Raw genomic sequence first — 25,180 nt, forward strand, 5'->3', positions numbered from 1 at the left:
ATTGTGATGTCAGACACCCCAAAAAAGAGGCGCCTATTTGGCATTGACTAAACAAAGCACACTGTTGAGTTCTCAAACATCGGACACACACCTCACCACCCCGGAACAACCCGGAGCCGCTCGGGGCGACCAGATCAACTTTACTCGCCGTTCCCCCTCAAGTCAAATCCGACTTTCAGCAGAACAACCAGCCCCGGAATCCATCCCTGAACCCCAGGATCACCAACCCGTTTCACCGGCCCGGCAACTCGACTTACTTTAGTGAGAACCACACCCGGAGTCAAATCCGAATCCTTGTCCCACCACCCCCGAAATCACCCCGGAAAACCCCCGAAAAGGCCACCCGAAACAATCCCGAAAAGCTTTCGCCACCACCCCGACAAACACCCGAACCGGGCATTCCCCGCGGAAAGCAACTCCCCCACCCTAATGAAGCCACCAACCGGAGTCAAATCCGACCAGCACCCCCACCCCACCCCCGAACAGCCGGCAAACCGACCACCCACGAGCAGACCCCACCCGACACACGATCGAGAAGGAGAATGAGTACCCCACAACACCACCCCCAGACGAGGGCCCGTGCCGCAGAGCCAGATGAACATTACGCCGCGCTGCCAGGGACGTCAAACCGGCGGCGAGTGACGTCCGTCACCCACCGCCGGTCGCGTTCAGCGGCCACTGAGTCGGGGAAATCAGCTTCGCTTCACCGCTACGCCACCGATCGTCTTCTTTCCGCGACGAGCGACGACGTAGCTTCCGTGCAACAGGTCCGGTTCCGTGAGCCTGGCTTCGGCATCGGTGACCTTGACGTTGTTGATGTAGGCGCCCCCCTCGTTGATGGCACGTCGGGCGGCGGACTTGGACGCGACGACACCCGCGGCTTCCAACACGTCCACCACCGCCGGCAACTGGTCCCCGGTGGGCAGCTCATTGAGCGAGATGTCGCCCAGGACAGCCTCGAGCGTGCGGGCGTCGAGTTCGGCGAGATCCGAGCGTCCGAACACGGCATCTGCTGCAGCGATGGCCTTGCGTGTCTCAGCCTCTCCGTGGACGAGGGTCGTCACGTCATCGGCCAATACGTGCTGGGCGGCCCGCTTCCACGGCTCACGAGCGAGGCTGTCCTCCAGCTCCGCGATCTCGTCGGGACCTCGAGAGGTGAACACCTTGACGTAGTCGATCACCTTCTCGTCCTCCGCATTGAGGAAGAACTGGTGGAACGAGTACGGGCTCAGCATGTCGGCGTCCAGCCAGATCGCCCCGCCTTCGGACTTGCCGAACTTCGACCCGTCCGCCTTCGTGATGAGCGGCGTCGACATGGCGTGGACGTGCGCACCGTCCGAGCGCCGGATCAGCTCCACCCCGGCGGTGAGGTTGCCCCACTGGTCGTTGCCACCGGTCTGTAGCGTGACGCCGTATTCGCGGTGCAGGTGCCGGTAGTCCATCGACTGGAGCAGCACATAGGAGAACTCGGTGTAGGAGATCCCCGATTCCAGCCGCGATCGCACGACCTCACGGGCCAGCATCCGGTTGACCGGGAAGTGCTTGCCGATGTCGCGCAGGAACTCGATGACGTTCATCGTCGAGGTCCAGTCGTAGTTGTTCACGACCCTCGCGGCGTGGGGGCCCTCGAAGTCGAGGAACCGACTCACCTGCGCCCTGATCTTCTCGGTCCACTCCCGGACCGTCTCCTCCGGGTTCATCACCCGCTCACCGACCTGGCGGGGGTCACCGATCATGCCTGTCGCACCGCCGACGAGCAGGAACGGGTGGTGACCGGCCTCCTGGAGACGCTTGGCCAGGATGATCTGGACGAGGTTGCCGATGTGTATCGATGCCGCGCTCGGATCGAAGCCGACATAGAAGTTGACGGGCCCGGCGGCGAGGTGGTCCCGCAGGGCCTCCTCCTCGGTCGTCTGGGCCACCAGGCCCCGCCACTTCAGCTCATCCAGAAGGTTGCTCACAGAGCTCACCCTATCGAGCCAGGAACTCCCGGGCCGAGGCCATCTCGCTCGCCAGTTCCTGCAGCTGCGTACGGACGGCCGACTCCGCTGTGCCACCACGGGCCGAACGCGAGGCGATGGCACCCTCGACGTTCAGTACCTGCAGCACCCCTTCGCCGAGTTCCGGGGCGATCTGGGGCAGGTCCTCCGGCGTGAGGTCGGGAAGGTCGATACCGGCCTTCTCGCAGTACCGTACGGCCGCGCCGGCGATCTCGTGGGCCTGCGCGAACGGCACCCGCTGCCGGACCAGCCAGTCGGCGACGTCGGTGGCGAGGGAGAACCCGCGGGGGGCGAGTTCCTCCGTACGTTCCGGGTGGAAGGTCAAGGTCGCGACCATGCCTGCCATCGCGGGCACCAGGACCCGGAGCTGGTCGAGGGAGTCGAAGATCGGCTCCTTGTCCTCCTGCAGGTCGCGGTCGTACGCCAACGGGAGACCCTTCAGGGTGGCCAGCAGACCCGCCAGATTGCCGATCAGGCGACCGGCCTTCCCCCGGGAGAGTTCGGCCACATCCGGGTTCTTCTTCTGCGGCATGATGCTCGACCCGGTGGACCAGGCGTCGTCCAGCGTCGCGAAGCCGAACTCCACCGTGCACCAGGTGATGACGTCCTCACTCAGCCGTGACATGTCGACGGCCACCTGGGCGAGCACGTACGCGCATTCGGCCACCTGGTCGCGGGCGGCCGTCCCGTCGATCGAGTTGGCGACCGAGGAGGAGAAGCCGAGGTCCGCGGCGACGGCCTCCGGGTCCAGCCCCAGCGAGGTGCCCGCTAGGGCCGACGATCCGTACGGGCTGACCGCCAGGCGCTTGTCGAGGTCGCGCAGCCGGTCGATGTCGCGCACCAGCGGCCAGGCATGGGCGAGCAGCTCGTGGGACAGCAGGATCGGCTGCGCGTGCTGCATGTGCGTACGTCCTGGCATGGCGACGCCGAGGTACCGATCGGCCTGGGCGCGCAGGGCTTCGATCACCCCCAGCAGTTCCTCGGCCACCACCCGGATCTCGTCGCGCAGATAGGCCCGGATCAGCGTGGCGATCTGGTCATTGCGGGAACGCCCGGCGCGAAGCCGTCCACCGAGCTCGGGGCCCAGGATGTCCATCAGGCCGCGTTCCAGCGCACCATGGACGTCCTCGTCGGTCGGTGCCGGCCCGAACGCCCCACTCGTCACGCGCTGGTCCAGCTCGTCCAGCCCGCGGAGCATGGCGCGATGCTCGTCGTCGGTGAGCAGCCCGGCCCGGTGCAGGGCGTTGGCGTGGGCCTTGGAGCCGGCGATGTCGTAATGGGCCAGCCGCCAGTCGAAATGCGTCGACTTGCTCAGCGCGAACATCGCGTCGGCCGGACCGCCACTGAACCGGCCGCCCCACAGCATGCCTTCGCCGGCATGCGCGGGGCCGGCGGCTGCCGGCCCCAGAACAGCAGCGGTATCGGTGGGCTCGGTCATGGATTTCCTCCCAGGGAGAGCAACCGGGCGGCGATGTCCTCGCCGCCGGAGGGGTCGCGGGTGATGACGGCGACGGTGTCGTCGCCGGCGATGGTGCCGAGGATCTCCGGCCAGGCCGCACGGTCCAGCACGGAAGCAAGGTACTGCGCGGCGCCCGGCGGCGTCCGCAGCACCACGAGGTTGGCGGACGCGGCGGCGGAGACCAGGACGTCCTGGCACATCCGGGCCAGATGGTCGTCGACCTCAGCCGGACGTGGACGCAGCCCCGGCACCGGCCCCTCGTTCGGTAGGCGGTAGACCGTCTGGTCGCCCTCCCGGACCCGGACCGCGCCCAGCTCGACCAGGTCGCGCGACAGGGTCGACTGGGTGACGGCGAAGCCGTCGGCGGCCAGCAGGTCGGCGAGCCGGGTCTGCGACGCGACCGGGCCCGCCGTCAGGATCTGCCGGATCCGCGAGTGGCGTGCCGTCCTCGTCAGTGGGGCGCGCGCCGGCTCCCCCATCGGTACGACCTCAGCCATCCGACGCCCTCAGCGGGAGCCGACCCGCCCCGCACCACGAGGGCCGCCGGCAGGCGCCGACGCCTCGGCGAGCAGGGTGAGAACGGCCTTCTGGGCGTGCCGGCGGTTCTCCGCCTCATCCCAGATCACCGACTGGGGCCCGTCCAGCACCTCAGCCGTGATCTCCTTGCCGCGGTAGGCGGGCAGGCAGTGCATGACGATGGCGTCCTTGTCTGCCAGCGTCATCAGGTCGGCGTTGATCTGGTAGGGCCGGAAGACGGTCTCGCGGCCCTCCCCCGACATCCCCATCGACACCCAGGTGTCGGTGACCATCACGTCGCTGCCCTCCGCCGCGGCGCGGGCGTCGGTCGTGACGGTGATGCTGCCGCCGGTGGACGAGGCGATCCGCTCGGCCCGCGCGATGATCTCGGGATCGGGGAGGAAGCCCTCCGGACCGGCGAGTCGGACGTGCATGCCGGCCAGTGCCATCCCGAGCGCGTACGAGTTGCCCATGTTGTTGGCGGCATCGCCGAAGTAGGTGAAGGTGAGGCCGCGCGTGCCGCCCTTGTGCTCGCGGATGGTCTGCAGATCCGCGAGGATCTGGCAGGGGTGGTACTCATCGGTCAGGGCGTTGACGACGGGCACGCCGGCGTACGCGGCCATCTCCTCGATCCGCTCCTGGCCGGACGTCCGCCACACGATGGCGGCCACGTGGCGCCCCAGCACTCGGGCGGTGTCGGCGATCGACTCGCCGCGCCCCATCTGGGAGCTCGACCCGTCGATGATCATCGGATGGCCACCGAGTTCGGTGATCCCCACCTCGAACGACACCCGCGTACGGGTGGACGCCTTGTCGAAGACGACCGCGATGGATCGATCCTCGAACGGGCGGCGGGCCATCGGATCAGCCTTCAGTTCGGCGGCCAGCTCGAGGACGGAGTACTGCTCCTCCGCGGTCAGGTCGTCGTCGGCGAGAAAGTGGCGCAGAGTCATGTCAGCCTTCCAGGAGAGTGGGGAGCGCGGCGACGAACGAGTCGATCTCCGATGTAGTGATGATGAGCGGCGGCGCGATGCGCAGCCGGTTGGGACGCGGGGCGTTGATGATGAAGCCGGCCTCCAGGGCACGAGCGCTGACCGCCGGGGCGATGTCGCGGGTCAGGACGATGCCCCGCAGGAGCCCGGCGCCGGTGACGCCGACGATGTCGGGGTGTCCGAGCGCCACAACGGCGGCCTCGAGATGGTCACCGACCTCCCGGACGTGCTGTAGCAGGCCGTCCCGCTCGATCACGTCCAGGACGGTGAGGCCGGCCCGCGAGGCGAGGGGGTTGCCGCCGAAGGTCGATCCGTGTGACCCCGGGCCGAGGAGTTCTGCCGCGGGACCGGTCGCGATGCAGGCACCGATCGGGATGCCGGCACCGAGGCCCTTCGCCAGGGTGACGACATCCGGGGTGATGCCGGAGGGGAGGTAGGAGAGCCATTCGCCGGTCCGGGCGATGCCGGTCTGCACCTCGTCGACCCACAGCAGGGCGCCGTGCTGGTCGGTGATCCGGCGCGCGGCGCGCAGGAAGTCCTCGGGGGCGACGATGATGCCGCTCTCACCCTGGATCGTCTCCAGCACCACGGCCGCCGTCTCGTCGTCGACGGCCTCGGCCAACGCCGCCTCGTCCCCGTACGGAACGAAGACGACGCCGCCCGGCAGCGGCTCGAAGGGCTCCCGGTAGGCCGCCTTGGCGGTCAGGCTGACGGCTCCGAGCGTACGACCGTGGAAGGACCCCTCCATCGCGACGATCTTGGTGCGGCCGGTACGACGGGTCAGCTTGAACCCGGTGTCATTGGCCTCGGAGCCCGAGTTGCAGAGGAACACCCGCGAGGGGGTCCCAGGGGCGTTGGCGGTGACCAGCGCATCCAGCCGCTCGGCCAACTCCACCTGCCAGGGGCTGGTGAAGAGGTTGGAGATGTGGACGACGGTCGCGACCTGGTCGGTGACCGCGGCCACGACGTCGGGGTGGGCGTGGCCGAGGGAGTTGACCGCGATACCGGCCAGCAGGTCGAGGTACTCGCGGCCCTCCACGTCCCACACCCGGCAGCCCTCGCCCCGGGTGAGCACTCGCGTGGGTGAGCCGAAGTTGTGCATGTAGGAGGTGTCGTAGCGTTCCAGCCACTCCGCCTGGACGGTGCTCGTCCGGTCAGTCATCGATGTTCTCCTTGTCCGCGACGACCATGGTGCCCATGCCCGCATTGGTGAAGATCTCCAGCAGCAGCGCGTGCGAGACGCGACCGTCGATCACCGTGGCCCGGTTGAGCCCGCCGCGGACGGCCCGCAGGCAGGCCTCCATCTTGGGGACCATCCCGGAGGCCAGGGACGGCAGCAGGGCTTCCAATTCGGAGGCCGTGATCTGGGCGATGATCTCCTCGCTGGTGGGCCAGTCCCGGTAGAGGCCCTCGACGTCGGTCAGCATCACGAGCTTGTCGGCCTTGAGCGCGACCGCCAGGGCCGAGGCGGCGGTGTCGGCATTGACGTTGAGGACCTGACCGTCCTCGTCCGGTGCCACGGTCGCGACGACGGGGATGCGGCCGGCGTCGATGAGGTCCTGGATGGCCCGTGGCCGCACGTGCACGACGTCGCCGACCAGGCCCAGGTCGACGGATTCACCGTCGACCACGGCGGTGCGGCGCTCGGCCCGGAAGAGTCCGGCGTCCTCCCCGGACGAGCCGACGGCCAGCGGCCCGTGCTCGTTGACCAGCCCGATCAACTCCCGGCCCACCTGGCCCATCAGGACCATCCGGACGACCTCCATGGTCTCGGGCGTGGTCACCCGGAAGCCGCCGCGGAACTCCGAGGGGATGTCGAGGCGCTTGAGCATCGCCGAGATCTGCGGCCCCCCGCCGTGGACGACGACCGGGTGCACGCCACACCGGCGCAGGAACACGATGTCCTCGGCGAAGGCGCGCTGCAGGTCCTCGTTGATCATGGCGTTGCCGCCGTACTTGATCACGATGGTACGGCCGGCGTACCGGTCGATCCACGGCAGCGCCTCGATCAGGATCGAGGCCTTGTCGGTGAGCGTGAGGGCGTCCACCGCGTCACTCATGAGGAGTACTCCGCGTTCTCCTTGACGTAGTCGTACGTCAGGTCGTTGGTCCACACGGTGGCCTGCGCGTCACCGGCGTGCAGGTCGACCAGCACGTCGACCGCGCGGGGATGCAGGTCGACCAGTTCGCGCGGTTCGCCGATGGCGCCGCCCCGGCAGACCATCACGCCGTTGAAGGAGACGTCGACCCCGTCGGGTTCGTACGCGGCGGCGGTGGTCCCCAGCGCCGAGAGGACCCGGCCCCAGTTGGGATCATTACCGAAGATCGCGCACTTGAAGAGGTTGGATCCGGTGATCGAGCGTGCGACCTGGACGGCGTCATCCTCGGAGGCGGCGTTGACGACGCGGACCGCGATGTCGTGACTGGCGCCCTCGGCGTCCCCGATGAGCTGCTGGCCAAGGTCGTGACAGACCTCGGTGAGCGCCGCCAGGAAGGCCGTCGCCTCAGGGGTGATTCCGGAAGCACCGGAGGCCAGCGCCACGACGGTGTCGTTGGTCGACATGCAGCCGTCGGAATCGAGCCGGTCGAACGTCACGCGGGTCGCCGCGCCCAGCGCCGACTGCAGGTCCTCGGCGGGGACGACGGCGTCGGTCGTGATCACCACGAGCATGGTGGCCAGACCGGGGGCGAGCATGCCGGCTCCCTTGGCCATCCCACCGACGGTCCAGCCGTCGACCGTACGGACAGCCTCCTTGGGCCGCGTGTCCGTGGTCATGATCGCCTCGGCAGCGGCCAGGCCGCCGTCAGCGGACAGGTCGGCGGCCGCCGTCGTGATGCCGGTGAGCAGGGCGTCCATCGGCAGCCGGGCGCCGATCAGACCGGTCGAGCAGACGACGACGTCACCCGCAGCGATGCCCAATTCCTCGCCCACCTTCTCGGCGGTGTGATGGGTGTCGGCGAAGCCCTCGACGCCGGTGCAGGCGTTGGCACCACCGGAGTTGAGGACGACGGCGTCGATCCGGCCGTCGGCGATCGCCTGACGCGACCACGTCACCGGCGCGGCGCAGATCCGGTTGGAGGTGAACACCCCGGCGGCGTCGAAGCGGGGACCGAGGTTGCGGACCAGGGCGAGGTCCTTGCGACCGGAGGCCTTGATCCCGGCTGCGACACCGGCGGCGGTGAATCCCTGGGCTGCGGTGACACTCACGGCGCGACTCCGATCATCGGCAGACCAGTGGTCTCGGGCAGACCACAGGCCAAGTTCATGGACTGGATGGCACCACCAGCGGTGCCCTTGGTGAGGTTGTCGATGGCAGACACCGCGACCAGCCGACCGGCGGCCTCGTCGACCGTCACGTTGACGTGGACGACGTTGGACCCGACGATCGACGCGGTGGTCGGCCAGGTGTTGGGCGGAAGCACCCGGACGAACGGCTCATCGGCGTACGCCTCGGCGTAGGCCGCGTAGGCCTCCTCGGCCGAGACCCCGGTGATCGGGGCGGTGACGGTCGACAGGATGCCGCGCGGCATGGGCACGAGCAGCGGGGTGAACGACAGGGCGGGGTGCGTCGCCCCGAGCCGCGCCATGTTCTGCAGGATCTCCGGGGTGTGCCGGTGCACACCGCCGACGCCGTACGCGCTGACGGAGCCCATCACCTCCGACCCCAGCAGGTGGGGCTTGAGCGACTTGCCGGCGCCAGAGGTGCCCGAGGCCGAGACGACGACCACGTCGTGGCCATCGATCAGTCCCGCGGTCAGCGCCGGCAGCAGCGCCAGGGTGGCCCCGGTCGGATAGCAGCCGGGCACGGCGATCCGCTTGGTCGCGGCGAGAACCTCGCGCTGCCCGGGCAACTCGGGGAGTCCGTACGGCCAGGTGCCGGCATGCGGGCTGCCGTAGAACTTCTCCCAGGCGAGCGGGTCCTCGAGCCGGAAGTCGGCGCCGCAGTCGACGACGAGGGTGCCGGGATCGAGCTGGGCAGCAACGGCACCCGAGGTGCCGTGCGGCAACGCCAGGAAGACCACATCGTGACCGCGCAGCGTGTCGACCTCGGTCGGCTCGATCCGCCGATCGGCGAGCGGCGTGAGGTGGCGCTGATGCTCCCCCAGCGTCGAACCGGCGGACGAACCGGCCGTGAGGGCCCCGATCTCGACGTCGGGATGGCCGAGCAGGAGGCGGAGGACCTCTCCGCCGGCATACCCGGTGCACCCGGCTACAGCTACGCGCAATGACATGCGCATAACTATGCCACAACCGGAATGATTATGCAGGTGGTTCCGCGCCGGCTTCCGGTCAGTACTTCTGGGCGAGCCGGCGCCGCTGGGCCACGTGCGCGAGCCACGCCAAAACGATCGCCACCAGGAGGTTGGTCGCGAGGTAGACCGCACCGAACGGTCGCGATGTCCCGGTGTCGACCACGAGCGGGCCGAAGGCGATCAGGGCCGCCGCGATGTACGCCGCGGGAGTGCTCCGGGTCAGGAGGTGCGCCACGACGGCCACCGCCGCCCCCAGAACGCCAGGGCCCCCACCAGACTGTAGGAGAAGGAGCCGATGGCCAGCAGGAGGGCGTAGATGCCGTAGACGAACCAGGCGACCCTGATCGCGAAGGTCATGACCGCAATTCTGCGCCCAGCTCGCCTGCCGCGGCGACCGCGGCGTCACGTGCCTCGATCGCTTCCTTGTCCTTGAGCGTGCGGTCCGCCGCGCGGAATCGCAGCGCGTACGCCAGGGACTTCTTGCCGGCGGGGATCTGCTCGCCCTCGTAGACGTCGAACAAGCGGATCGACTCCAGCAGGTCACCGGCGCCGCGGACCAGGGCAGCCTCGACGTCGGCGGCGGCCACGTCGCTGTCCACGACGAGTGCGACGTCCTCCTTGGCGACCGGGTGGGAGGAGATCGGGGTGACCGACCCGCCCGCAGGTGCCAGCTCGATGAGCAGGTCCAGGTCCAGCTCGGCGGCGCAGGTGCGCGCCGGCAGCCCGTACGCCTCGCACACCTGGGGATGCAGCTCACCGGCGTGACCCACGACCGTGCCGTCCACCGACAACTCGGCGCACCGGCCAGGATGCCAGGGGGCGATGCCGACCGCTCGGCGCTTGAGGGTGAGGCCAAGCGCCTCCGCCGCGGTCTCGGCGAAGTGCACCGCGTGCACCCAGGAGACCTTCTCCGCGCCGCCGGCCCAGCCGGGACTGCGCCAGTCGCCGGTCAGCACGCAGGCGAGGTGGCGCGGCTGCTCCGGGAGGGCTGCCCGCAGCTGGGCGATCTGCTCGGCGTCGGGGCGCTGAGTGACCCCCAGGCGAGGAGCGACGGGCCGGCTCGCCCCCCGGAAGACAGAGCCCTGCTCATACAGGGCCAGGTCGTCGAGGCTGCGGGAGGTGTTGCGCGCAACGGCACCGAAGAGCCCGGGCAGGAGGGAGGATCGCAGCGCGGGCTGGAGATCGGAGAGCGGGTTGGCGAGTCGCACGAGGTCGCGGCGCCGGTCGTCGGCCGGGATCCCCATCCGGTCGAGGTCGTCGACGGCGACGAACGGGAAGCTGAGCACCTCGGTGTACCCGGCGGCCGGCAGCACGACGTCGAGGGAGCGGCGGGCCCGCTGGGAAGCCGTGAAGCCGCGACCGGAGGGCGCCGGCGGCAGCACGCCCTCGATCGTGTCCAGACCGACCTTGCGGCCGACCTCCTCCACGTAGTCGTAGGGGTCGACGAGGTCGGGACGCCAGGTGGGCGGGGTGAGGGTGAGCCGGTCGCCGCGCCGCTCGACGCGGGTGCCGCCCCCCTCGAGGTAGCGGATGGTGGCCTCCGCCGTCACGTCGGTGCCCAGGATCCGCGCCGGCAGGTCGATGTCGATGGTCTGCACCGGGGCAGGGGGAACCTCACCGACGACCGTCTCGGCGGACGCCAGGGTCGCCCCTCCGTACTCCACGAGCAGGTCCGCGGCGCGGTGTGCCGCCGCGTAGGCGGCGTTCGGGTCGACGCCGCGTTCGTTGCGCCGGGCAGCCTCGGAACCGAGCCCGTGCCGACGAGCGGTGCGCGACATCGCCAGGGCGTTGAAGTTCGCGGACTCGAGGATGATCTCGGTGGTCGTCTGGCGCAGCTCGGTGTTCTCCCCGCCCATCACGCCGGCCAGGCCGATCGGCCCGGAGTCATCGGTGATCAGCAGGTCCTGCGGATCCAGGGTACGGACCACCCCGTCAAGGGTGGTCAGTGTCTCCCCCGCCTTCGCCCGGCGGACCACGATGCCGCCCTGAAGGGTCGAGGCATCATAGGCGTGCAGCGGCTGGCCGGTCTCAAGCATGACGTAGTTGGTGACGTCGACTCCGAGGGAGATCGAGCGCATGCCGCACAACGCCAGGCGGCGCTGCATCCAGCGCGGGCTGGTCGCCGTGGGATCGAAACCGGTGAGGCGGAGCGCGACGAAGACCGGACAGCCGTCCGCATCCTCGACGGTGACCGGGAAGCCGGCGGCACTGGGGGCCGGCACGTCACGGTCGATGACATCGGTGAAGGCCGCGCCGGTCGCCTCGGCCGCCTCCCGGGCCAGCCCACGGATGGACAGGCAGTAGCCCATGTCCGGGGTGACGGCGATGTCCAGGACGTCCTCACGCAGGTGCAGCAACGGCTTGGCGTCCTGGCCCACGACGAGGGCGTTGCCGTCATCGTCGGTGGGGTCGAGCACGATGATGCCGTGGCCGCCGTCGTCGCCGAGCCCCAGCTCGGCCGAGGAGCAGATCATCCCGTCGGAGATGTGGCCGTACGTCTTCCGGGAGGCGATCGCGAAGTCACCGGGCAGCACCGCGCCGGGCAGCGCCACGACCACGAGGTCGCCCGCGACGAAGTTGTGCGCGCCGCAGATGATGCCGCGGTTACCGGTTGTGGGGTCGTTGTGCTCGCCGACGTCGACATGGCACCAGTTGATGAACTTGCCGTTCTTCTGCTGGTTCTTCTCCAGGTCGAGGACCCGACCGACGACGACCGGCCCCTGGACGTCGGCACCGGCCGACTCGACCTGCTCCACCTCGTGACCGTACGTGATGAGCTCCTCGGCGAGCTCGCGGGCCTCGAGGGCTTCGGGCAGCGCGACGTACTCGCGCAGCCAGGACATCGGGGCCTTCATCGGGCACCTCCCAGGAGAGAACGGCTGAAGCGGATGTCACCCTCGACCATGTCGCGCATGTCGGCGGCGTCGTTGCGGAACATCAGGGTGCGCTCGATGCCCATGCCGAAGGCGAAGCCGGAGTAGACCTCGGGGTCGATCCCGGCGGAGACCAGCACGCGGGGGTTGACCACACCGCAGCCGCCCCACTCGATCCAGCCCTCGGAGTTGCAGGTGCGGCACGGGCGGTCCGGGTTGCCGACGGACTCGCCGTGGCAGACGAAGCACTCGAGATCCACCTCGGCGCTCGGCTCGGTGAAGGGGAAGTAGTTCGGGCGCATCCGGGTCCTCACGTCACCGAACATGGCCCGGGCGAAGTGCTCGAGGGTGCCGCGCAGGTGGGCGAAGGTGATGCCCTTGTCGATGCACAGGCCCTCGACCTGATGGAACACGGGCACATGGGTGGCATCCAGCTCGTCGGCCCGATAGACCTTCCCTGGGCAGACCACGTAGATCGGCACCTCGCGCTCCAGCATGGTGCGCACCTGCACCGGAGAGGTGTGGGTCCGCAGCAGGGTGTTGTTCTCCAGCGGCTCCAGGTAGAGGGTGTCCTGCATCTGGCGGGCAGGGTGGTCAGGATGGATGTTCAGGGCGTCGAAGTTGACCCATTCGGCCTCGGCCTCCGGTCCTTCGGCGATCTCCCAGCCCATCGCCACGAAGACCTCGGCGACGCGGTCCATCAGCCCGGTGATGGGGTGGACGGCACCGGCCGGGTGCAGCTCGACGGGCAGAGTGACATCGACCCGCTCCTCGACGAGGACCCGCTCGAGTTCGGCGGAGCGGACCTCCTCCTCGCGGATCTTGAGAGCCTTGTTGACCTCACCGCGAGCCTTGCCGATCCGCTGTCCGGCTTCCTTGCGGGCCTGCGGCGGGAGGGCACCGATCTCTCGGTTGGCCAAGGCGAGGGGGGAACGGTCGCCGGTGTGGGCGATACGCGCAGCCTTCAGGTCCGCGAGGGTCATCGCCCCGGCGAAAGCAGCCTTGGCCTCGGCGACGAACAGGTCGAGCGCCTCCTGCTGCAGCGGCGTCGTCTCCACCGGGTCATAGTTCGTGTTCGGCCCTGACATGGGCTCCCCTCGCGTTCCGTACGGCCCCGACACCCTGCCGACACCGCGGCCAAGTCTAGGAGTTGACGGCGCGGCGGGCGAACCGGTGGGATCGTGGATCTGCCGCGGGAGGAGGATTCAGCGCACCCCCTCCGGGCGGAACTGGACGGAGATCCGCGGCTCCATGGTGCGGCGCGTCTTGGGAATGCAGTGCTCCCAGGTGCGCTGGCAGCTGCCGCCCATCACCACCAGATCGCCCGCACCGAGCGGCAGGGACAGCGACCGCCCGCCGCCGCGTGGGCGCAACATCAGCGGCCTCGTCGCCCCCAGCGACAGGATGGCGACCATCGTGTCCTCCGTACGGGAACGGCCCACTCTGTCGCCGTGCCAGGCGACCGAGTCGCGCCCGTCGCGATAGAGGCACATCCCCACCGACACGAACTCCTCCCCCAGCTCGGCGCGACAGTGAGCGGACAGGGCGTCGCGGCACTCCGCGATCGCCCGGTGCGGCAGGTCCTCGCCGCCCCCGTAGAACCGGGTGAGACGGGGTACGTCGACGACGGCGTCGTACATCACCCGGCGTTCGGCGCGCCAGGGGACCGCCGGGAGCAGCGCGTTGAACAGCTCCTCCGCCCCCGACAGCCAACCCGGCCGAAGGTCGATCCACGCACCGTCCCTCAGCGGGACCCTCCGCACCCCCGGGCCGTCCCAGGCGGGAGAGGGTCCTACTCGTGTCTGGAGATCGAACAGTGTGCCCTGCACCATGGAGCCATTCTATTCGTTCACGTGTTCGATCGCCAGAGCTGAAGTCGGACGAGTCCGACGTGTCAGCAGTGTTTGTCTGGGTATCGGCTCGCCAGTACCGTCGAAGTGAGGTCGCGACAGGAGGTGCCATGGGCGAGGACGACCAGCGGACCTGGGGATTCGGCGAGCCGGGCCGCACCACCGGACCGACTCCGGGCGACGACGCGGCGCGCCGGGTCACCCGCGACGAACAGCAGACCCACGTCTTCGGTGGCTCGGACCAGTCCACGCAGGCGTTCCGCCCTGGGCGGGGCCCGGCGCCCGACCCCACGCGCACGTACGCGACCGCGGACGACCAGGACACCGGGCGCCTGCCCGCCTACCACGAGGGCAGCTCGGACGAGTCGTACCGCGAGGTCCGGGACAGCTACTACGACGCCGACTACGTCGCCCGGCAACGCGCCGGCACGTCCCTCCCCCCGCCGCAGCCCGAGGCACCGATGCCGCCAGCGACCCGGCACGACCAGCGAGCCCTTCGCCGTCGAGGTCGACTCATGCTGGCGCTCGGGATCGTGATCGGCCTGGTGGCGATGGCCCTGGCCGCGGCGGTACGCGAGGCGACCCGTACCCCCGCTCCTGTGCCCACCGTCACCGCCACGGCGACGGTCACGGCGACTGTGACCCGGACACCGCTGATCACTGTGCCGACCCGGCTGCCGAGCGTCCTGCCCAGCGTCTCGGGCCCACTGCTCCCGACGGGGTTCCCGAGCTTCCAGCTGCCGAAGATCCCGGGCCTGAATTCCCACGGCTGAGACGGCCCGGTGACGGCCTATTTTCAGTCCTGGATGCGCTGCGCCGATGCCGTGGTCCACAGGCAGACGGCAGCCGCGGTGGCGAGGTTGAGGCTCTCGGCCTGGCCCCAGATCGGGACCCCGACGACGGCATCCGCCAGCGCCGCGTCCTCCTCGGGCAGCCCCCACGCCTCGTTGCCCATCACCCAGGCGGTCGGCCGGGTCAGCAGCCCCCGGGTGACATAGTCCTGCAGATCGTCCCCACCACCGTCGGCGGCCAGGATCTGCAGGCCGGCCGCACGCAGGCGGTCCGCGACATCCGCCAGGGCCAGGCCGGTCACCAGCGGCAGGTGGAAGACAGAGCCGACGCTGGCGCGGACGACCTTCGGATTCGTCCATTCGACGGATCCCTTGGTACAGACCACCGCGTCCGCCCCGAAGGCGTCGGCGACGCGCACCACGGCGCCGAGGTTGCCGGGATCGCGGATCTGGGCGCAGACGAGAACGAGGCGAGGCGCTGCGGACAGTACGTCGTCGAGCGAGGCGGCCGGGGTGGCGACCTGGGCGAGGATGCCCTGCGGGGTGACGGTGTCACTCAGCCCGGCGATGAGGTGGGACCCGACGGCGTACACCGGGACACCGGCCGCCTCGGCCTGTGCGACAAGGACGTGGTGCCGATCGGCGAGGTCACGGTCCACCCAGACCGCGATCACGTCGCCATGGGTCAGGGCCTCTCGGACGGCCTGGCGCCCTTCGGCCAGGAACTGGCCCTCCTCCTCGCGATGCTTGCGGGAGGTGAGACGACGAACCGACCGGACGCGGGCCCCGGAGGGCTCCTGCGATCCGGCCGGTCCATGCTGTGCCGAAGTCATGAGACGGCTCGCGACATCAGGCGGCGACGGTCTCCGCGGCCGGCTGGTTGTCCTTGGCGACCTGCACCAGCGTGGCGAAGGCGGCGGAGTCGCTGACGGCCAGCTCGGCGAGCATCTTGCGGTCCACCTCGACGCCGGCGTTCTTCAGGCCGGAGATGAAGCGGTTGTAGGTCATGCCCTCGGCGCGAGCCGCCGCGTTGATGCGCTGGATCCAGAGCTTGCGGAAGTCGCCCTTCTTGGCGCGACGGTCGCGGTAGCTGTAGACGCCGGAGTGGAGCAGCTGCTCCTTGGCCTTGCGGTACGAGCGCGAGCGCTGGCCGCGGTAGCCGGATGCGCGGTCCAGGACCTCGCGGCGCTTCTTGTGCGCATTCACAGAACGCTTGACGCGTGCCATGGTGGTATCTCCTTCAGTTCACAAAATCAGGGTGGGGGATGCTCACTTGCCGAGCAGCTTCTTGGCCTTCGCGGCGTCGCCGGTCGGCAGCACGGCGTCGCCCGTCAGGTGACGGGTGCGCTTGCTGGACTTGTGCTCGTTGAGGTGCATCTTCCCGGCCCGGCGGTGCATGACCTTGCCGGAACCCGTCAGCTTGAACCGCTTCTTGGCACCGGAGTGCGTCTTCATCTTCGGCATGTTGTGCTCCGTTTCTATCGCCCTGCGGCGATCACAGGTCGATATCGGGGTCCATGTTGTCGGCCGGACCCTTCTTCTTCGCTTTCTTCTCCTCGGCCTCGGCGCGGGCGCGGGCGGCGGCCTGCTCCTCACGCTCGAGTTCGACGTCGGCCGCGCGCTCGGCCGCCTTGCGTTCCTTGTCCTTCTCGTGCTCGAAGCGCGCCTGCGTCTTCTTGCGCGTCGGGGCGAGGATCATCAGCATGTTCCGCCCTTCCTGCTTGGGAGGGAACTCGATGGTGCCGAACTCGTCGACATCCTCGGCGAGCCGGCGCAGCAGGTTGAACCCCAGCTCAGGACGGCTCTGCTCACGACCTCGGAACATGATGGTGATCTTGACCTTGTCGCCACCCTTGAGGAAGCGGACCACGTGACCCTTCTTGGTCTCGTAGTCGTGATCGTCGATCTTCGGCCGAAGCTTCATCTCCTTGACGAGAGCATTCGACTGGTTACGACGGTTCTCACGCTCCTTCTGAGCGTTCTCGTACTTGAACTTGCCGTAGTCCATGAGCTTGACCACGGGGGCTTGGCCTGGGGGGCCACCTCGACGAGATCCAGCTCCGATTCGCGGGCCAATCGCATGGCATCTTCGATGCGTACGATGCCCACCTGCTCTCCGTTGGGGCCGACGAGTCGGACCTCCGGGACCCGGATGCGCTCATTGATGCGCGGTTCAGTGCTGATGCTTCCTCCAAATTTGCGGTACTCGCAGGGTTGCGACCCGGGGATACGACAAAGGCCCCGCCGTCGCGGGGCCCTGAGTGAACGCATGACACCGCGAAGCCGACGCCCGGAACGATTGGCAAAGGCTTCGCGTCCATGCGACCTACCCGACGACGGTTGCCAGGCGATGCCCGGCGGGTGCCGTACGGGTGGGAGATCAGGTCCCCACTTGTGGATCCGACGCAGGGTCGAATCGGTCAGCGATCAGTCTAGCGAAGATCCCCCTCAGTCCCTAATCGGCATCCACCTGCCTCGCCGACGCGGGGATGCGGCCGTTTCAGTGCCGGTGGGCGCCGTGGGGGTGGTCATGGTCATGATGATGCTCGTGCCCATGGTGCTCGTGCCCGGGGTGCTCGTGCTCCTCGTCCTCGCGGGTCGCCAGCCACCCGAAGCCGTCGTCGAGGCGCACCAGCCGCCGGCCCTGGCCGAGGTTCGTCAGCAGCGGTTCCTCGAGTGCCATCGGGACCGGGCCCTGGAGGTCGATCAACAGGGTCTGCGCCCCGGACATGACGGCCGCCTCCGCCACCCGGTCCAGCGTGGCGGGGATCGGCCGCGCCCGGGGGTTCCAGGCAGCCAGGGAGTCCACCCCGGTGAACGCGAGCATCGCCTTCGCCCCGTCGGCCTGCTGCAGCAGCACCGCCGACATCTCGGCGTGCCGATCCGGGTCGGGCCCCTCGGGGCTCAGGTTCTCCCCGCTCGAGACGATCGGGATGAGCAGACGCGAGAGGCACAACTCCACGACCGCGTCGAGATAGGCGACCTGGTCACCGTCCTGGGCGGCGGTCATCACGTCACGCAGCCCCTCGGGCGCGGAGCCGTCGTCGTCGGCGAACTCGTGGCTGGTGTCCCCGAGCAGGTGGTCGTGGTGGTCCGTCATGGTGACCAAGAGTAGAGGATCCCTCCCGTCCGACCCGCCTTCGGGGATCCCGGTGACTAGCCTTGACGGATGACAGAGGACCGCAGACCGCGCCGCCCCGGATTCCTTCCTCCGGCCGCGCTGGAGGCGTTGGGTGAGCGGACGGACCCCATCGCTGCCCTCCACGCCGCCCATGAGTCCGCCGCCATCCTGCTCCACGCCGGCCGCGCCACCGACGATCCCGCGGTGACTGACCGACTGGTGGCCCTCGTCGACGACATCGGGCTCGACACCCTCGCCGACCTGTGGGCGCAGCGCCCCGCGCGTACGCTTCCGGGGGCGCTGTGGCGCCTGTACGTTCTCCACTCCTGGGTGCTCACCGATCCCTACGGGGCTGCACGCGAGTACGCCGCCGGGATCCGCTTCACCGAGCCGGATCACGCAGTGGCGGGCGCCGGCGACCCGACCGGCCCCGACGAGGTGCGGCGGGTCACCGACGAGATCCTCCGCGGCGTCTTCGACGGGGATTTCGCCATCGCCCTCGAGCGCGCGGCCGCCTTCTGCCATGTGGTGTCCTCCGGCCGTGCCGAGGTGTCCGAGGGCACCCAAGCCGCCCTGCAGGCGGCCAGGATGCAGACCATGGCCGAGGACCTCACTGCCTGCGCGCAACTGTGGCGCACCGACGCGTTGCACTGACGTCTGGTCGGCGCCCGGGGAGACGGTTCCGAAACCGGTTTGGGTCAGGCCCCATCGGGGATCTATCCTCGAAAACGCGTCGGGCCGCGGTAGCCCCGGGCCTCAACACTCGCCGCTACGAGCGGCCACTCGCCGAGAGGCGCTCCCGGTCCGACGCACTGATCGCCGCGGCGGTGCCCCCTCAGGCACACGTCACTCAGGCACACCTCCTGCATGCTCGTGGTGTCGGACCGGTCCAGCGGGCCTCAACCTCGGGTGACCGGCACCTTCCGGCCTCCCGGCGGTAGTTCACCACCGATCGGCACCCGGATCTCGAGGACCCCGTCGGCATAACTGGCGGTCACGTCCGTCTCCGTGGCACCGGCGGGCAGCGCGATGGTCCGGTTGAACGATCCGTAGCGGAACTCCGAACGGTAGGAGTCCTTCTCCTTGTGCTCGGTCCGCTCCTCCCGTTGGGCTCGGATGGTGAGCTTGCCGTTCTCCACCGAGATCGTGACGTCCTTGTCGGGATCAAGGCCCGGCGCCTCGGCTCGGACCACCAGGGTCGTGCCGTCGACGTACTCCTCGACCCGCAGCAGCGACTCCTCGTCCGATTCGAAGAACCTCTCGGCCAAATCTTGCAGATCGACCCAGGGTGGGACTCCCCACGGGGCCCTGGGTCGGCGTACGAGTGCCATGGTCGGCTCCTTCCTCCGTTGTCCCTTCAGCGTCGGTCCGGCAGCTGCGGGGGTCAAGAGGTTCGGGACGGGCTCCCGGAGGCCCCTGCCCGCTCGGCCCTGCCCCACCGGCGCCACGCCGCGTGCCCTCCGGGGCGACACCACCGCCCGGGTAGGCTGAGGTCATGAATCCCTCGAACGTCCTGCTCGTCGCGACCCTCGCACTGGCACTGATCGGTCTGGTGTTCGCGCTCGTCAGCTGGCGTGCCGGCTACGGCGCCGGGCGCGTCCTGGAGGGCTTCGGGTTGGTCGCGCTGAGCGCCGGTCTCTTCCTGTCCGGCTTGATGCAACTGGCCTACGACCTCGTCTCGGCGCTGATTTCGTGGGGCCTCGCGTTGGTGTGGACACCCCTGGTGGCGTCAGGCATCAGCGCGCTGGGTCTGGCCATCGTGCTCTGGCTCATCGCCGGTGCGTTGAACCGGCGGGGCATCGGCGTCAGGACGAAGGAGGACAAGCGAGCCCGGCGAGAGGAGCGCAGGGCACGCAGGTCGGGCCAGGGGCAGGTGACGCCGCGCACCGGTGCCGGACAGGTCACGAAGCCGAATGATCCGGCCGCTACCCGGACGACCGCCGCCAAGCAGCCAGCGGCGAAGGGGTCCGGCACCGCCGGGAGCGGTGACGAGTTCGACGAGATCGACGACATCCTGCGCAAGCACGGGATCAACTGATGGGGGACATGTCCCTGCAGGTTCCGCGACTGGTGGCGTTCGATGTTGACGGCACGCTCCTCTCGTCCGACCACGACATCCTCGACAGCACCCGCGAGTCGATCGACCGCATCCGGGCCGCCGGCACCACCGTGATGATCGCGTCCGGGCGCCCGGTGGCGGGGTTGCGGTTCCAGGTCGCCCGCCTCGGTCTGCCGATCGATGGCCTCGTCCTGGCCGGCTGCAACGGAGCCGTGATCGAGGATGGCGCGACGGGCCGAGAGATCGCCTCCTGGCCCATCCCTGCCGATGTGTCGGCACGGATGTACCGGGGGTTGCGCGCACTGCCGGTCTCGACCATCGTGCCGGTGGGCGCTGAGGTCTTCATCGAGGATCCGGACGGCTATATGGTGCACGTCGAGGCCCGGGCCAACGGCACCACCGAGATCGTCGTCGACGACCTCCACGCAGTTGCCCCCACTCCGCCGAAGATCCTCGTCGCCGCACCGTACGACGTCCTCGTCGACCACCGGGACGCGATCGACGCGCTGGGCGGCAGCGACATCGAGACCTGCTTCTCGTCGACCTACTACTACGAGGTGAACGCCGCCGGCGTGAGCAAGGGAGCAGCGCTCGCCGCGTTCTGCGCCGCCGAAGGCATCCCGCTGGAGCGGACCGTCGCCTTCGGGGACAACGAGAACGACATCACCATGCTGCGGGCTGCTGGCCTTGGGGTGGCGATGGGAAATGCGATCGACGCGCTCAAGCAGGTGGCGGACGTCGTGACCACCAGCAACGACGACCACGGCATCGCACGGGTGCTCGACGGGATGCTGGTCAGCGTCTGAGCGGGCGCAGGCTTCTGCCACCGGGGATCCGGCTCTCCCCTCAAGGGGATCGCCCTCTACGGGCGGTGGCTGAGCCAGATCTCCTGGAGCCGCGCGGCGTCGAGCCTGGCCCGATCGCCGTCCGGGCTCTGGATGGCCATCACCATGCGGCGCTGCGGGTCACCGTCGCGGTCCCGGCGGAACGTGAAGATGTAGGCCCACGGATCCCCTTCCAGGAAGCGGATGTCCGAGATCTCGTGCCAGGCGTAGCGATGGCGGATCAGCCCGGTGCTGATCGCCACGCCCTCCTCCGTCGCCACGACGGTCGACAGTCCGATCCCCATCGTGAAGGCCGAGATGGCGACGAGGATGAGGATGACCATGGCGAGTTCCGGTCCGGTCGCTTCCGCGCGGATCTCCGGGGGGAGGGCGAACCAGGTCACGACCGGACTGCCGAGCGTCAGCAGCGACACGACAATGGCCGTCGTCAGCATGGTCCGCGACCGGACCCGGAGCAGGACCGCCATGTCAGAGGCGGCAGGCAGCCAGATCCGTGACGAGAATCGCCCGCGCGCCGAGGTCCCACAGGTCGTCCATCACCAGGTGGGCATCATCGGCCGGCACCATCGCCCGCACGGCGAACCATCCCTTGCGGGCCAACTCGGACACCGTCGGGGACTCGAAACCCGGCGTGAGGGCCAGGGCGGCCTCCAACTTGTCCTCGGACACGTCGTAGTCCATCAGGACGTACGCGCGCGCGACCAGCACGCCCTCGATGCGCTGGACGAAGTGCTCCAGCCCCTCCGGAACGTCGCCGTTGCGCTGGACGAGGATCGCCTCGGAGTGCAGGATCGGCTCGCCGAAGACCGACAGCCCGGCCCGCTTCAGGGTCGAGCCGGTCTCCACGACGTCGGCGATGACGTCGGCCACGCCCAGGCGGACGGAGTTCTCCACGGCGCCGTCGAGGCTGATCAGCCGTGCGCTCATCGATCGCTCATCCAGCCAGGCCTTGACCAGACCGACATAGGAGGTGGCGATGCGCTTGCCGTCGAGTTGGTCCACGGTCATCGCGGCCTCGTTCGGGGCGGCGAAGCGGAAGCGGGTCCCGCCGAACCCCAGCGCCTTGATCTCCGTCGCCGCGGCGCCCGAGTCGAGGAGCATGTCGCGGCCGGTGAAGCCGATGTCGAGGGTGCCCTCACCGACATAGATGGCGATGTCGCGGGGGCGCAGGTAGTAGAACTCGACCCGGTTGGCCTCATCGACCACCATGAGTTCCTTGGAGTCGGAGCGCTGCCGGTAGCCGGCCTCGCGCAGCATCTGCATGGATGCTTCCGACAGGGATCCCTTGTTCGGGACGGCGACCTTGAGGAACGGACGTTCTGAGTTCACGGCCCCACCCTAATGGGGCCCCGCTGCCCGGCCCAACCCGGGAGCGGGGACGGAACACCGGGCCGCCGGCGCCCGCTCGGGCCGGCCTCAGAGCTTGCGGTAGACGTCGTCGAGGGAGAGTCCGGTCGCGATCATCATCACCTGGGCGTGGTACAGGAGCTGGGAGATCTCCAGGGCGGTCGCCTCCTTGCCCTCGTACTCGGCGGCCATCCAGACCTCGCCCGCCTCCTCGATGATCTTCTTGCCGATCTGGTGCACACCGGCGTCGAGTTCGGCGACCGTCCCCGAGCCCTCGGGACGCTTGGCGGCCTTGTCCTGGAGTTCGGCGAAAAGGCTCTCGAAGGTCTTCACGCGGTTGAGACTATCCGACGTGGCCGAGGAGGTCGTCGTCATGTCGACCGCGACACCGAGTAGGGCGTCGGCGGCCAACGCCACCTGGGCCGGGGCGTCGGTGTCCGACCCCTCCCCCGCCAGCACGGCGGAGGCCCAGGCATCGATCGCCTCGAGGGCCGCCGGCGCGTCGAGGTCGTCGCGCAGCGCGGCCCGGACGGCCGCGATCGTCGGGGCGGCGTCGGGCCCGGCTACGGCGCTGAAGGCACGGCGCCACACATCGAGGCGGCCGATGGCCTCGAGCAGGCCACCATCGGTCCAGGACCAGTCGTCGCGGTAGTGGTGCGCGAGGATCGCCAGCCGGATCGCCATCGGATCCACCCCGGCCGCCGTCAGCCGGGAGACCAGCACCAGGTTGCCCCGCGACTTCGACATCTTCTCGCCGTCCAGACCCACCATCCCCGCATGGACGTACGCCGAGGCGTACCGCCGACCGCTGGTGGCCCGGCCCTCGGCGGCGCTCATCTCGTGGTGCGGGAAAGCCAGGTCGGAGCCGCCGCCCTGGACGTCGAACGTCGTGCCCAGGTAGTGCTGGGCGATCACCGAGCACTCGATGTGCCAGCCGGGCCGGCCCGGGCCGAGTGCGGAGTTCCAGGAGGGCTCCCCGTCGCGGGCCATCCGCCAGACCAGGCAGTCGAACGGGTCGTCCTTGCCGGGCTGGCCCGGGTCGCCGCCCCGGTCGGCGAAGGTCGCCAGGGCTTCCCCCTCCGCCACGTGGGAGACGTCGCCGTAGTGCGGCACCCGGCGGGAACGGAAGTACCAGTCGGGGGCCTCGACACCGTCGGTGGCCGGGTCGAGCCGATAGACCAGGTCACGACCCTCGAGCTTCTCCACCGCCTCCACGACCAGCGGGATCGCCTCGACGGCACCCACGTACTCGCGCGGAGGCAGGACGCGCAGCGCCTCCATGTCCGAGCGGAACAGGTCGGTCTGGTCCACGGCGAGGGTCGTCCAGTCGACTCCGGTCGCGGCCGCACGCTCCAGCAGCGGGTCGTCGATGTCGGTGACGTTCTGGACGTAGTGCACGTCGAGGCCGCGGTCACGCCACGTACGGTTGAGCAGGTCGAACGCCACGTACGTGGCGGCGTGACCCATGTGGGTCGCGTCGTAGGGCGTGATACCGCAGACGTACATGCGGGCCTCGCCCGATTCCGGGCCCACCGCGAGCAGCCCACCGCTGGCCGTGTCATGGACCCGTACGGGTGCACTCCCGTCACCGGGGACCGACTTCAGGGCGGGGGAGCTCCAGGCACGCATGGACGCGACTTTACAGCGGCGGCCAAGGGATCGACGGCCAGCCGTCCTGCGGGACGGGAAGCGTGGCGCTTGCCATCATCGCCTCGGCGCGGGCGACCACGGCGCGGATCTCGGCCGCCGTGAGGAACTCCTCCAGCACCTGGGGGGCGACGGCCCGGGTGCGCTCGAGCAGCGCCTCCTCGTCGGCTCGTAGCGGCTCCCCCGCCCAGCCCCACAACACCGTGCGCAGCTTCGGCTCCCGGTGGAAGCACAGCCCGTGGTCGCAACCGAGAACCGCCCCGGCGCTGGGCAGCAGGTGGATGCCCTTGCGGTCGGAGTTGTTCGTCACGGCGTCGAAGAGCGCCAGCCGGCGCAGTCGCGGGTCGTCGCGGTGGACAAGGGTGACGTCACGACCCCGGATGTCGACCGCCGCCAGGACCCCGAGCCAACCCTCGGGTATCCGGTCCGCCGGAGCGAGGGCGACGAAGTCCTCGAGGTCCTCGTCGACCTCGACCCAGGTCTGCAGCGCCCCGGGGCCCGGGAGGTCTCGACCAGCCGGGTCGACGGGACCACGTCATAGCCGGCCGCGGCCGACAGGGCGTACGCGGCCGCCTCACGCGCGGCCAACGTGCCGTCCGGAAAGTCCCAGAGCGGGCGCTCCCCCGCGACCGGCTTCCAGACGCACCGCAGCGGAGAGGCCCCCGGGCGATCCACCTCGGCCAGGTAGGTCGCGTTGGACGCCGTCCGGATCCGCCCCAGCACCCGCAGCGACACCTCGGGGCCCTCGAACGGCGCAGTGGTCAGGGCAGGGTGCATCACGGCCTCCCGGGGCCGCTTCGGCGTCGGTCGGCCGGGCCGTGCGCCGCGGAACCGATCAACCGTGGCCGATCACGCCAGCGGGTTGACATAACCGTTGGAGCGCGGGCACACGTGCCCGTCCGGATCCATCGGCTGCCGACAGAACGGGCAGACCGGGCGGCCCGCCGCGACGACGGCCTGGGCACGGGCGACGAACTGCCGGGCATCCGCCGGGGTGAGTCCGATGATGCAGACGACACCTTCCTCGAGCGCGTCGGTGTCGATCTCCCCGACCGCCGTGATGGCCTCCTCCACGTCGTCGGAGAACAGTTCGAGGACCACCTTGTCGTGCCGGCTGTCCCAGGCCAGGCTCATCGGGCCGATCCGGAAGTCTTCGCTGATCGGCGCATCCAAGGGGCGCGTGTCGGCCGCCCCCGCGACGGGTGGCGGGATCTCGATGCCGCTGAGGGAACGGGCGGACACCTCGTCCAGCAGATGCGCGATCTGGTTGGCGAGGACCTCCACCTGCTGCTTCTCGCAGACCAGCGAGGAGAGCCGGTCCGCCTCCCTGACCTGGAGGAAGAACATCCGGTCCCCGGGCTCGCCGACGGTCCCCGCGACGAAGCGATCGGGGTGGTCGTAGCGAAGGGTGAATGCGGCCACGACG

The 25,180-nt window shown here is 69.6% G+C and carries 27 protein-coding genes and 2 pseudogenes; 4 read left to right on the plus strand and 25 right to left on the minus strand.

The genetic code is table 11. The features are described from left to right. Positions 1-692: 692 nt before the first annotated feature. The 13 genes from tyrS to Rai3103_RS15975 form a co-directional block, all read right to left on the minus strand. Entirely contained in the window at positions 693-1,961 is a 1,269-nt protein-coding gene (gene tyrS / locus Rai3103_RS15915; protein WP_153573387.1) for a tyrosine--tRNA ligase, read from the minus strand. Positions 1,962-1,971: 10 nt separating this feature from the next. Continuing rightward, complete coding sequence (argH, locus tag Rai3103_RS15920; protein ID WP_153573388.1) at positions 1,972-3,438, minus strand: argininosuccinate lyase; 1,467 nt, start codon at positions 3,436-3,438, stop codon at positions 1,972-1,974. Beyond that, a complete protein-coding gene (locus Rai3103_RS15925; protein WP_228488996.1) occupies positions 3,435-3,956 on the minus strand; it encodes an arginine repressor in 522 nt (173 codons plus the stop codon). Before Rai3103_RS15925 ends, argH begins: the two co-directional genes overlap by 4 nt. A 9-nt stretch (positions 3,957-3,965) precedes the next feature. Continuing rightward, positions 3,966-4,928 (minus strand): ornithine carbamoyltransferase, encoded by a 963-nt coding sequence (gene argF, locus Rai3103_RS15930; protein ID WP_153573389.1) that lies wholly within the window; start codon positions 4,926-4,928, stop codon positions 3,966-3,968. A gap of 1 nt (position 4,929) precedes the next feature. Further along, the gene (locus tag Rai3103_RS15935; RefSeq protein ID WP_153573390.1) at positions 4,930-6,129 is read right to left on the minus strand and encodes an acetylornithine transaminase; all 1,200 of its coding nucleotides are present in this window, start codon (positions 6,127-6,129) and stop codon (positions 4,930-4,932) included. Further along, a complete protein-coding gene (argB, locus tag Rai3103_RS15940) occupies positions 6,122-7,027 on the minus strand; it encodes an acetylglutamate kinase (RefSeq protein ID WP_153573391.1) in 906 nt (301 codons plus the stop codon). Before argB ends, Rai3103_RS15935 begins: the two co-directional genes overlap by 8 nt. Beyond that, on the minus strand, positions 7,024-8,175 hold the full coding sequence (gene argJ / locus Rai3103_RS15945; RefSeq protein ID WP_153573392.1) for a bifunctional glutamate N-acetyltransferase/amino-acid acetyltransferase ArgJ: 1,152 nt from the start codon (positions 8,173-8,175) through the stop codon (positions 7,024-7,026). The genes argB and argJ overlap by 4 nt, the downstream gene beginning before the upstream one ends. After that, on the minus strand, positions 8,172-9,200 hold the full coding sequence (argC, locus tag Rai3103_RS15950; RefSeq protein WP_153573393.1) for an N-acetyl-gamma-glutamyl-phosphate reductase: 1,029 nt from the start codon (positions 9,198-9,200) through the stop codon (positions 8,172-8,174). Before argC ends, argJ begins: the two co-directional genes overlap by 4 nt. Before the next feature lie 58 nt (positions 9,201-9,258). Continuing rightward, positions 9,259-9,456, minus strand: a complete 198-nt coding sequence (locus Rai3103_RS15955; protein WP_153573394.1) for a hypothetical protein — start codon at positions 9,454-9,456, stop codon at positions 9,259-9,261. Next, a complete protein-coding gene (locus Rai3103_RS15960) occupies positions 9,441-9,578 on the minus strand; it encodes a hypothetical protein (RefSeq protein WP_153573395.1) in 138 nt (45 codons plus the stop codon). Before Rai3103_RS15960 ends, Rai3103_RS15955 begins: the two co-directional genes overlap by 16 nt. After that, positions 9,575-12,076 (minus strand): phenylalanine--tRNA ligase subunit beta, encoded by a 2,502-nt coding sequence (pheT, locus tag Rai3103_RS15965; RefSeq protein ID WP_153573396.1) that lies wholly within the window; start codon positions 12,074-12,076, stop codon positions 9,575-9,577. Before pheT ends, Rai3103_RS15960 begins: the two co-directional genes overlap by 4 nt. Beyond that, positions 12,073-13,182: a phenylalanine--tRNA ligase subunit alpha gene (pheS, locus tag Rai3103_RS15970; RefSeq protein WP_153573397.1), complete on the minus strand. Its 1,110-nt coding sequence runs from the start codon at positions 13,180-13,182 to the stop codon at positions 12,073-12,075. Before pheS ends, pheT begins: the two co-directional genes overlap by 4 nt. A gap of 117 nt (positions 13,183-13,299) precedes the next feature. Continuing rightward, a complete protein-coding gene (locus tag Rai3103_RS15975) occupies positions 13,300-13,926 on the minus strand; it encodes an alpha-ketoglutarate-dependent dioxygenase AlkB (RefSeq protein ID WP_153573398.1) in 627 nt (208 codons plus the stop codon). A gap of 128 nt (positions 13,927-14,054) precedes the next feature. Between Rai3103_RS15975 and Rai3103_RS15980 the strand changes: the two genes are divergently transcribed. Further along, entirely contained in the window at positions 14,055-14,717 is a 663-nt protein-coding gene (locus Rai3103_RS15980) for a hypothetical protein (protein WP_153573399.1), read from the plus strand. A 23-nt stretch (positions 14,718-14,740) separates the two neighbouring features. Here the strand turns inward: Rai3103_RS15980 and Rai3103_RS15985 are convergent, their stop codons facing one another. The 5 genes and pseudogenes from Rai3103_RS15985 to Rai3103_RS16005 all read right to left on the minus strand — a co-directional run bounded on the left by Rai3103_RS15985 (position 14,741) and on the right by Rai3103_RS16005 (position 17,835). Further along, the gene (locus Rai3103_RS15985) at positions 14,741-15,568 is read right to left on the minus strand and encodes a TrmH family RNA methyltransferase (RefSeq protein WP_153573400.1); all 828 of its coding nucleotides are present in this window, start codon (positions 15,566-15,568) and stop codon (positions 14,741-14,743) included. A 16-nt stretch (positions 15,569-15,584) separates the two neighbouring features. Beyond that, positions 15,585-15,962, minus strand: coding sequence for a 50S ribosomal protein L20 (rplT, locus tag Rai3103_RS15990; protein ID WP_153573401.1), 378 nt, complete (start codon positions 15,960-15,962; stop codon positions 15,585-15,587). Between the two features lie 42 nt (positions 15,963-16,004). Continuing rightward, positions 16,005-16,199 carry a 50S ribosomal protein L35 gene (gene rpmI / locus Rai3103_RS15995; RefSeq protein WP_153573402.1) on the minus strand — a complete coding sequence of 65 codons (195 nt, stop codon included), beginning with the start codon at positions 16,197-16,199 and terminating at the stop codon, positions 16,005-16,007. A gap of 31 nt (positions 16,200-16,230) precedes the next feature. Next, positions 16,231-17,006, minus strand: a pseudogene (gene infC / locus Rai3103_RS16000) (translation initiation factor IF-3). Positions 17,007-17,235: 229 nt separating this feature from the next. Continuing rightward, entirely contained in the window at positions 17,236-17,835 is a 600-nt protein-coding gene (locus Rai3103_RS16005; protein ID WP_194793179.1) for an SseB family protein, read from the minus strand. A 69-nt stretch (positions 17,836-17,904) separates the two neighbouring features. Between Rai3103_RS16005 and Rai3103_RS16010 the strand changes: the two genes are divergently transcribed. Continuing rightward, complete coding sequence (locus Rai3103_RS16010; RefSeq protein ID WP_153573404.1) at positions 17,905-18,510, plus strand: hypothetical protein; 606 nt, start codon at positions 17,905-17,907, stop codon at positions 18,508-18,510. 245 nt (positions 18,511-18,755) lie between these two features. Here the strand turns inward: Rai3103_RS16010 and Rai3103_RS16015 are convergent, their stop codons facing one another. Further along, a complete protein-coding gene (locus Rai3103_RS16015) occupies positions 18,756-19,187 on the minus strand; it encodes an Hsp20/alpha crystallin family protein (protein ID WP_153573405.1) in 432 nt (143 codons plus the stop codon). Positions 19,188-19,351: 164 nt separating this feature from the next. On the opposite strand from Rai3103_RS16015, the gene Rai3103_RS16020 reads away from it, so the two are divergent. Both Rai3103_RS16020 and Rai3103_RS16025 read left to right on the plus strand, forming a co-directional pair. Continuing rightward, on the plus strand, positions 19,352-19,894 hold the full coding sequence (locus Rai3103_RS16020) for a hypothetical protein (RefSeq protein WP_153573406.1): 543 nt from the start codon (positions 19,352-19,354) through the stop codon (positions 19,892-19,894). Beyond that, positions 19,894-20,721, plus strand: a complete 828-nt coding sequence (locus tag Rai3103_RS16025) for a Cof-type HAD-IIB family hydrolase (RefSeq protein ID WP_153573407.1) — start codon at positions 19,894-19,896, stop codon at positions 20,719-20,721. The genes Rai3103_RS16020 and Rai3103_RS16025 overlap by 1 nt, the downstream gene beginning before the upstream one ends. 56 nt (positions 20,722-20,777) lie before the next feature. On the opposite strand, the gene Rai3103_RS16030 is transcribed toward Rai3103_RS16025, so the two are convergent. The 6 genes and pseudogenes from Rai3103_RS16030 to Rai3103_RS16050 form a co-directional block, all read right to left on the minus strand. Beyond that, the gene (locus Rai3103_RS16030; protein ID WP_153573408.1) at positions 20,778-21,227 is read right to left on the minus strand and encodes a PH domain-containing protein; all 450 of its coding nucleotides are present in this window, start codon (positions 21,225-21,227) and stop codon (positions 20,778-20,780) included. Position 21,228: 1 nt separating this feature from the next. Next, positions 21,229-22,089, minus strand: coding sequence for an ATP phosphoribosyltransferase (gene hisG, locus Rai3103_RS16035; protein WP_228488997.1), 861 nt, complete (start codon positions 22,087-22,089; stop codon positions 21,229-21,231). An 87-nt stretch (positions 22,090-22,176) separates the two neighbouring features. Further along, positions 22,177-22,482: a phosphoribosyl-ATP diphosphatase gene (locus tag Rai3103_RS18060; RefSeq protein ID WP_277873029.1), complete on the minus strand. Its 306-nt coding sequence runs from the start codon at positions 22,480-22,482 to the stop codon at positions 22,177-22,179. A gap of 18 nt (positions 22,483-22,500) precedes the next feature. Next, positions 22,501-23,736: pseudogene (mshC, locus tag Rai3103_RS16040) on the minus strand (cysteine--1-D-myo-inosityl 2-amino-2-deoxy-alpha-D-glucopyranoside ligase); the annotation flags it as partial. Positions 23,737-23,746: 10 nt separating this feature from the next. Continuing rightward, positions 23,747-24,241 (minus strand): SCO1664 family protein, encoded by a 495-nt coding sequence (locus Rai3103_RS18065; protein ID WP_228489363.1) that lies wholly within the window; start codon positions 24,239-24,241, stop codon positions 23,747-23,749. Positions 24,242-24,603: 362 nt separating this feature from the next. Continuing rightward, the gene (locus tag Rai3103_RS16050) at positions 24,604-25,176 is read right to left on the minus strand and encodes a DUF3090 family protein (protein WP_153573410.1); all 573 of its coding nucleotides are present in this window, start codon (positions 25,174-25,176) and stop codon (positions 24,604-24,606) included. Between the last annotated feature and the right edge of the window lie 4 nt (positions 25,177-25,180).

Source organism: Raineyella fluvialis, assembly GCF_009646095.1.
Classification (GTDB): Bacteria; Actinomycetota; Actinomycetes; order Propionibacteriales; family Propionibacteriaceae; genus Raineyella; species Raineyella fluvialis.

Excerpts from the sequence above, each read along its gene's own strand:
- argH (WP_153573388.1), bottom strand. The coding sequence starts at position 3,438 with ATGACCGAGCCCACCGATACCGCTGCTGTTCTGGGGCCGGCAGCCGCC.
- Rai3103_RS16030 (WP_153573408.1), bottom strand. The coding sequence starts at position 21,227 with ATGGCGGTCCTGCTCCGGGTCCGGTCGCGGACCATGCTGACGACGGCC.
- Rai3103_RS16010 (WP_153573404.1), top strand. The coding sequence starts at position 17,905 with ATGACAGAGGACCGCAGACCGCGCCGCCCCGGATTCCTTCCTCCGGCC.
- rplT (WP_153573401.1), bottom strand. The coding sequence starts at position 15,962 with ATGGCACGCGTCAAGCGTTCTGTGAATGCGCACAAGAAGCGCCGCGAG.
- Rai3103_RS16005 (WP_194793179.1), bottom strand. The coding sequence starts at position 17,835 with ATGACGGACCACCACGACCACCTGCTCGGGGACACCAGCCACGAGTTC.
- pheT (WP_153573396.1), bottom strand. The coding sequence starts at position 12,076 with ATGAAGGCCCCGATGTCCTGGCTGCGCGAGTACGTCGCGCTGCCCGAA.
- pheS (WP_153573397.1), bottom strand. The coding sequence starts at position 13,182 with ATGTCAGGGCCGAACACGAACTATGACCCGGTGGAGACGACGCCGCTG.
- Rai3103_RS15975 (WP_153573398.1), bottom strand. The coding sequence starts at position 13,926 with ATGGTGCAGGGCACACTGTTCGATCTCCAGACACGAGTAGGACCCTCT.
- rpmI (WP_153573402.1), bottom strand. The coding sequence starts at position 16,199 with ATGCCGAAGATGAAGACGCACTCCGGTGCCAAGAAGCGGTTCAAGCTG.
- Rai3103_RS15980 (WP_153573399.1), top strand. The coding sequence starts at position 14,055 with ATGGGCGAGGACGACCAGCGGACCTGGGGATTCGGCGAGCCGGGCCGC.
- Rai3103_RS15960 (WP_153573395.1), bottom strand. The coding sequence starts at position 9,578 with ATGACCTTCGCGATCAGGGTCGCCTGGTTCGTCTACGGCATCTACGCC.
- argF (WP_153573389.1), bottom strand. The coding sequence starts at position 4,928 with ATGACTCTGCGCCACTTTCTCGCCGACGACGACCTGACCGCGGAGGAG.
- Rai3103_RS16015 (WP_153573405.1), bottom strand. The coding sequence starts at position 19,187 with ATGGCACTCGTACGCCGACCCAGGGCCCCGTGGGGAGTCCCACCCTGG.
- Rai3103_RS16020 (WP_153573406.1), top strand. The coding sequence starts at position 19,352 with ATGAATCCCTCGAACGTCCTGCTCGTCGCGACCCTCGCACTGGCACTG.
- Rai3103_RS18060 (WP_277873029.1), bottom strand. The coding sequence starts at position 22,482 with ATGACGACGACCTCCTCGGCCACGTCGGATAGTCTCAACCGCGTGAAG.
- Rai3103_RS15935 (WP_153573390.1), bottom strand. The coding sequence starts at position 6,129 with ATGACTGACCGGACGAGCACCGTCCAGGCGGAGTGGCTGGAACGCTAC.
- Rai3103_RS16025 (WP_153573407.1), top strand. The coding sequence starts at position 19,894 with ATGGGGGACATGTCCCTGCAGGTTCCGCGACTGGTGGCGTTCGATGTT.
- argB (WP_153573391.1), bottom strand. The coding sequence starts at position 7,027 with ATGAGTGACGCGGTGGACGCCCTCACGCTCACCGACAAGGCCTCGATC.
- Rai3103_RS15985 (WP_153573400.1), bottom strand. The coding sequence starts at position 15,568 with ATGACTTCGGCACAGCATGGACCGGCCGGATCGCAGGAGCCCTCCGGG.
- argC (WP_153573393.1), bottom strand. The coding sequence starts at position 9,200 with ATGTCATTGCGCGTAGCTGTAGCCGGGTGCACCGGGTATGCCGGCGGA.
- Rai3103_RS15925 (WP_228488996.1), bottom strand. The coding sequence starts at position 3,956 with ATGGCTGAGGTCGTACCGATGGGGGAGCCGGCGCGCGCCCCACTGACG.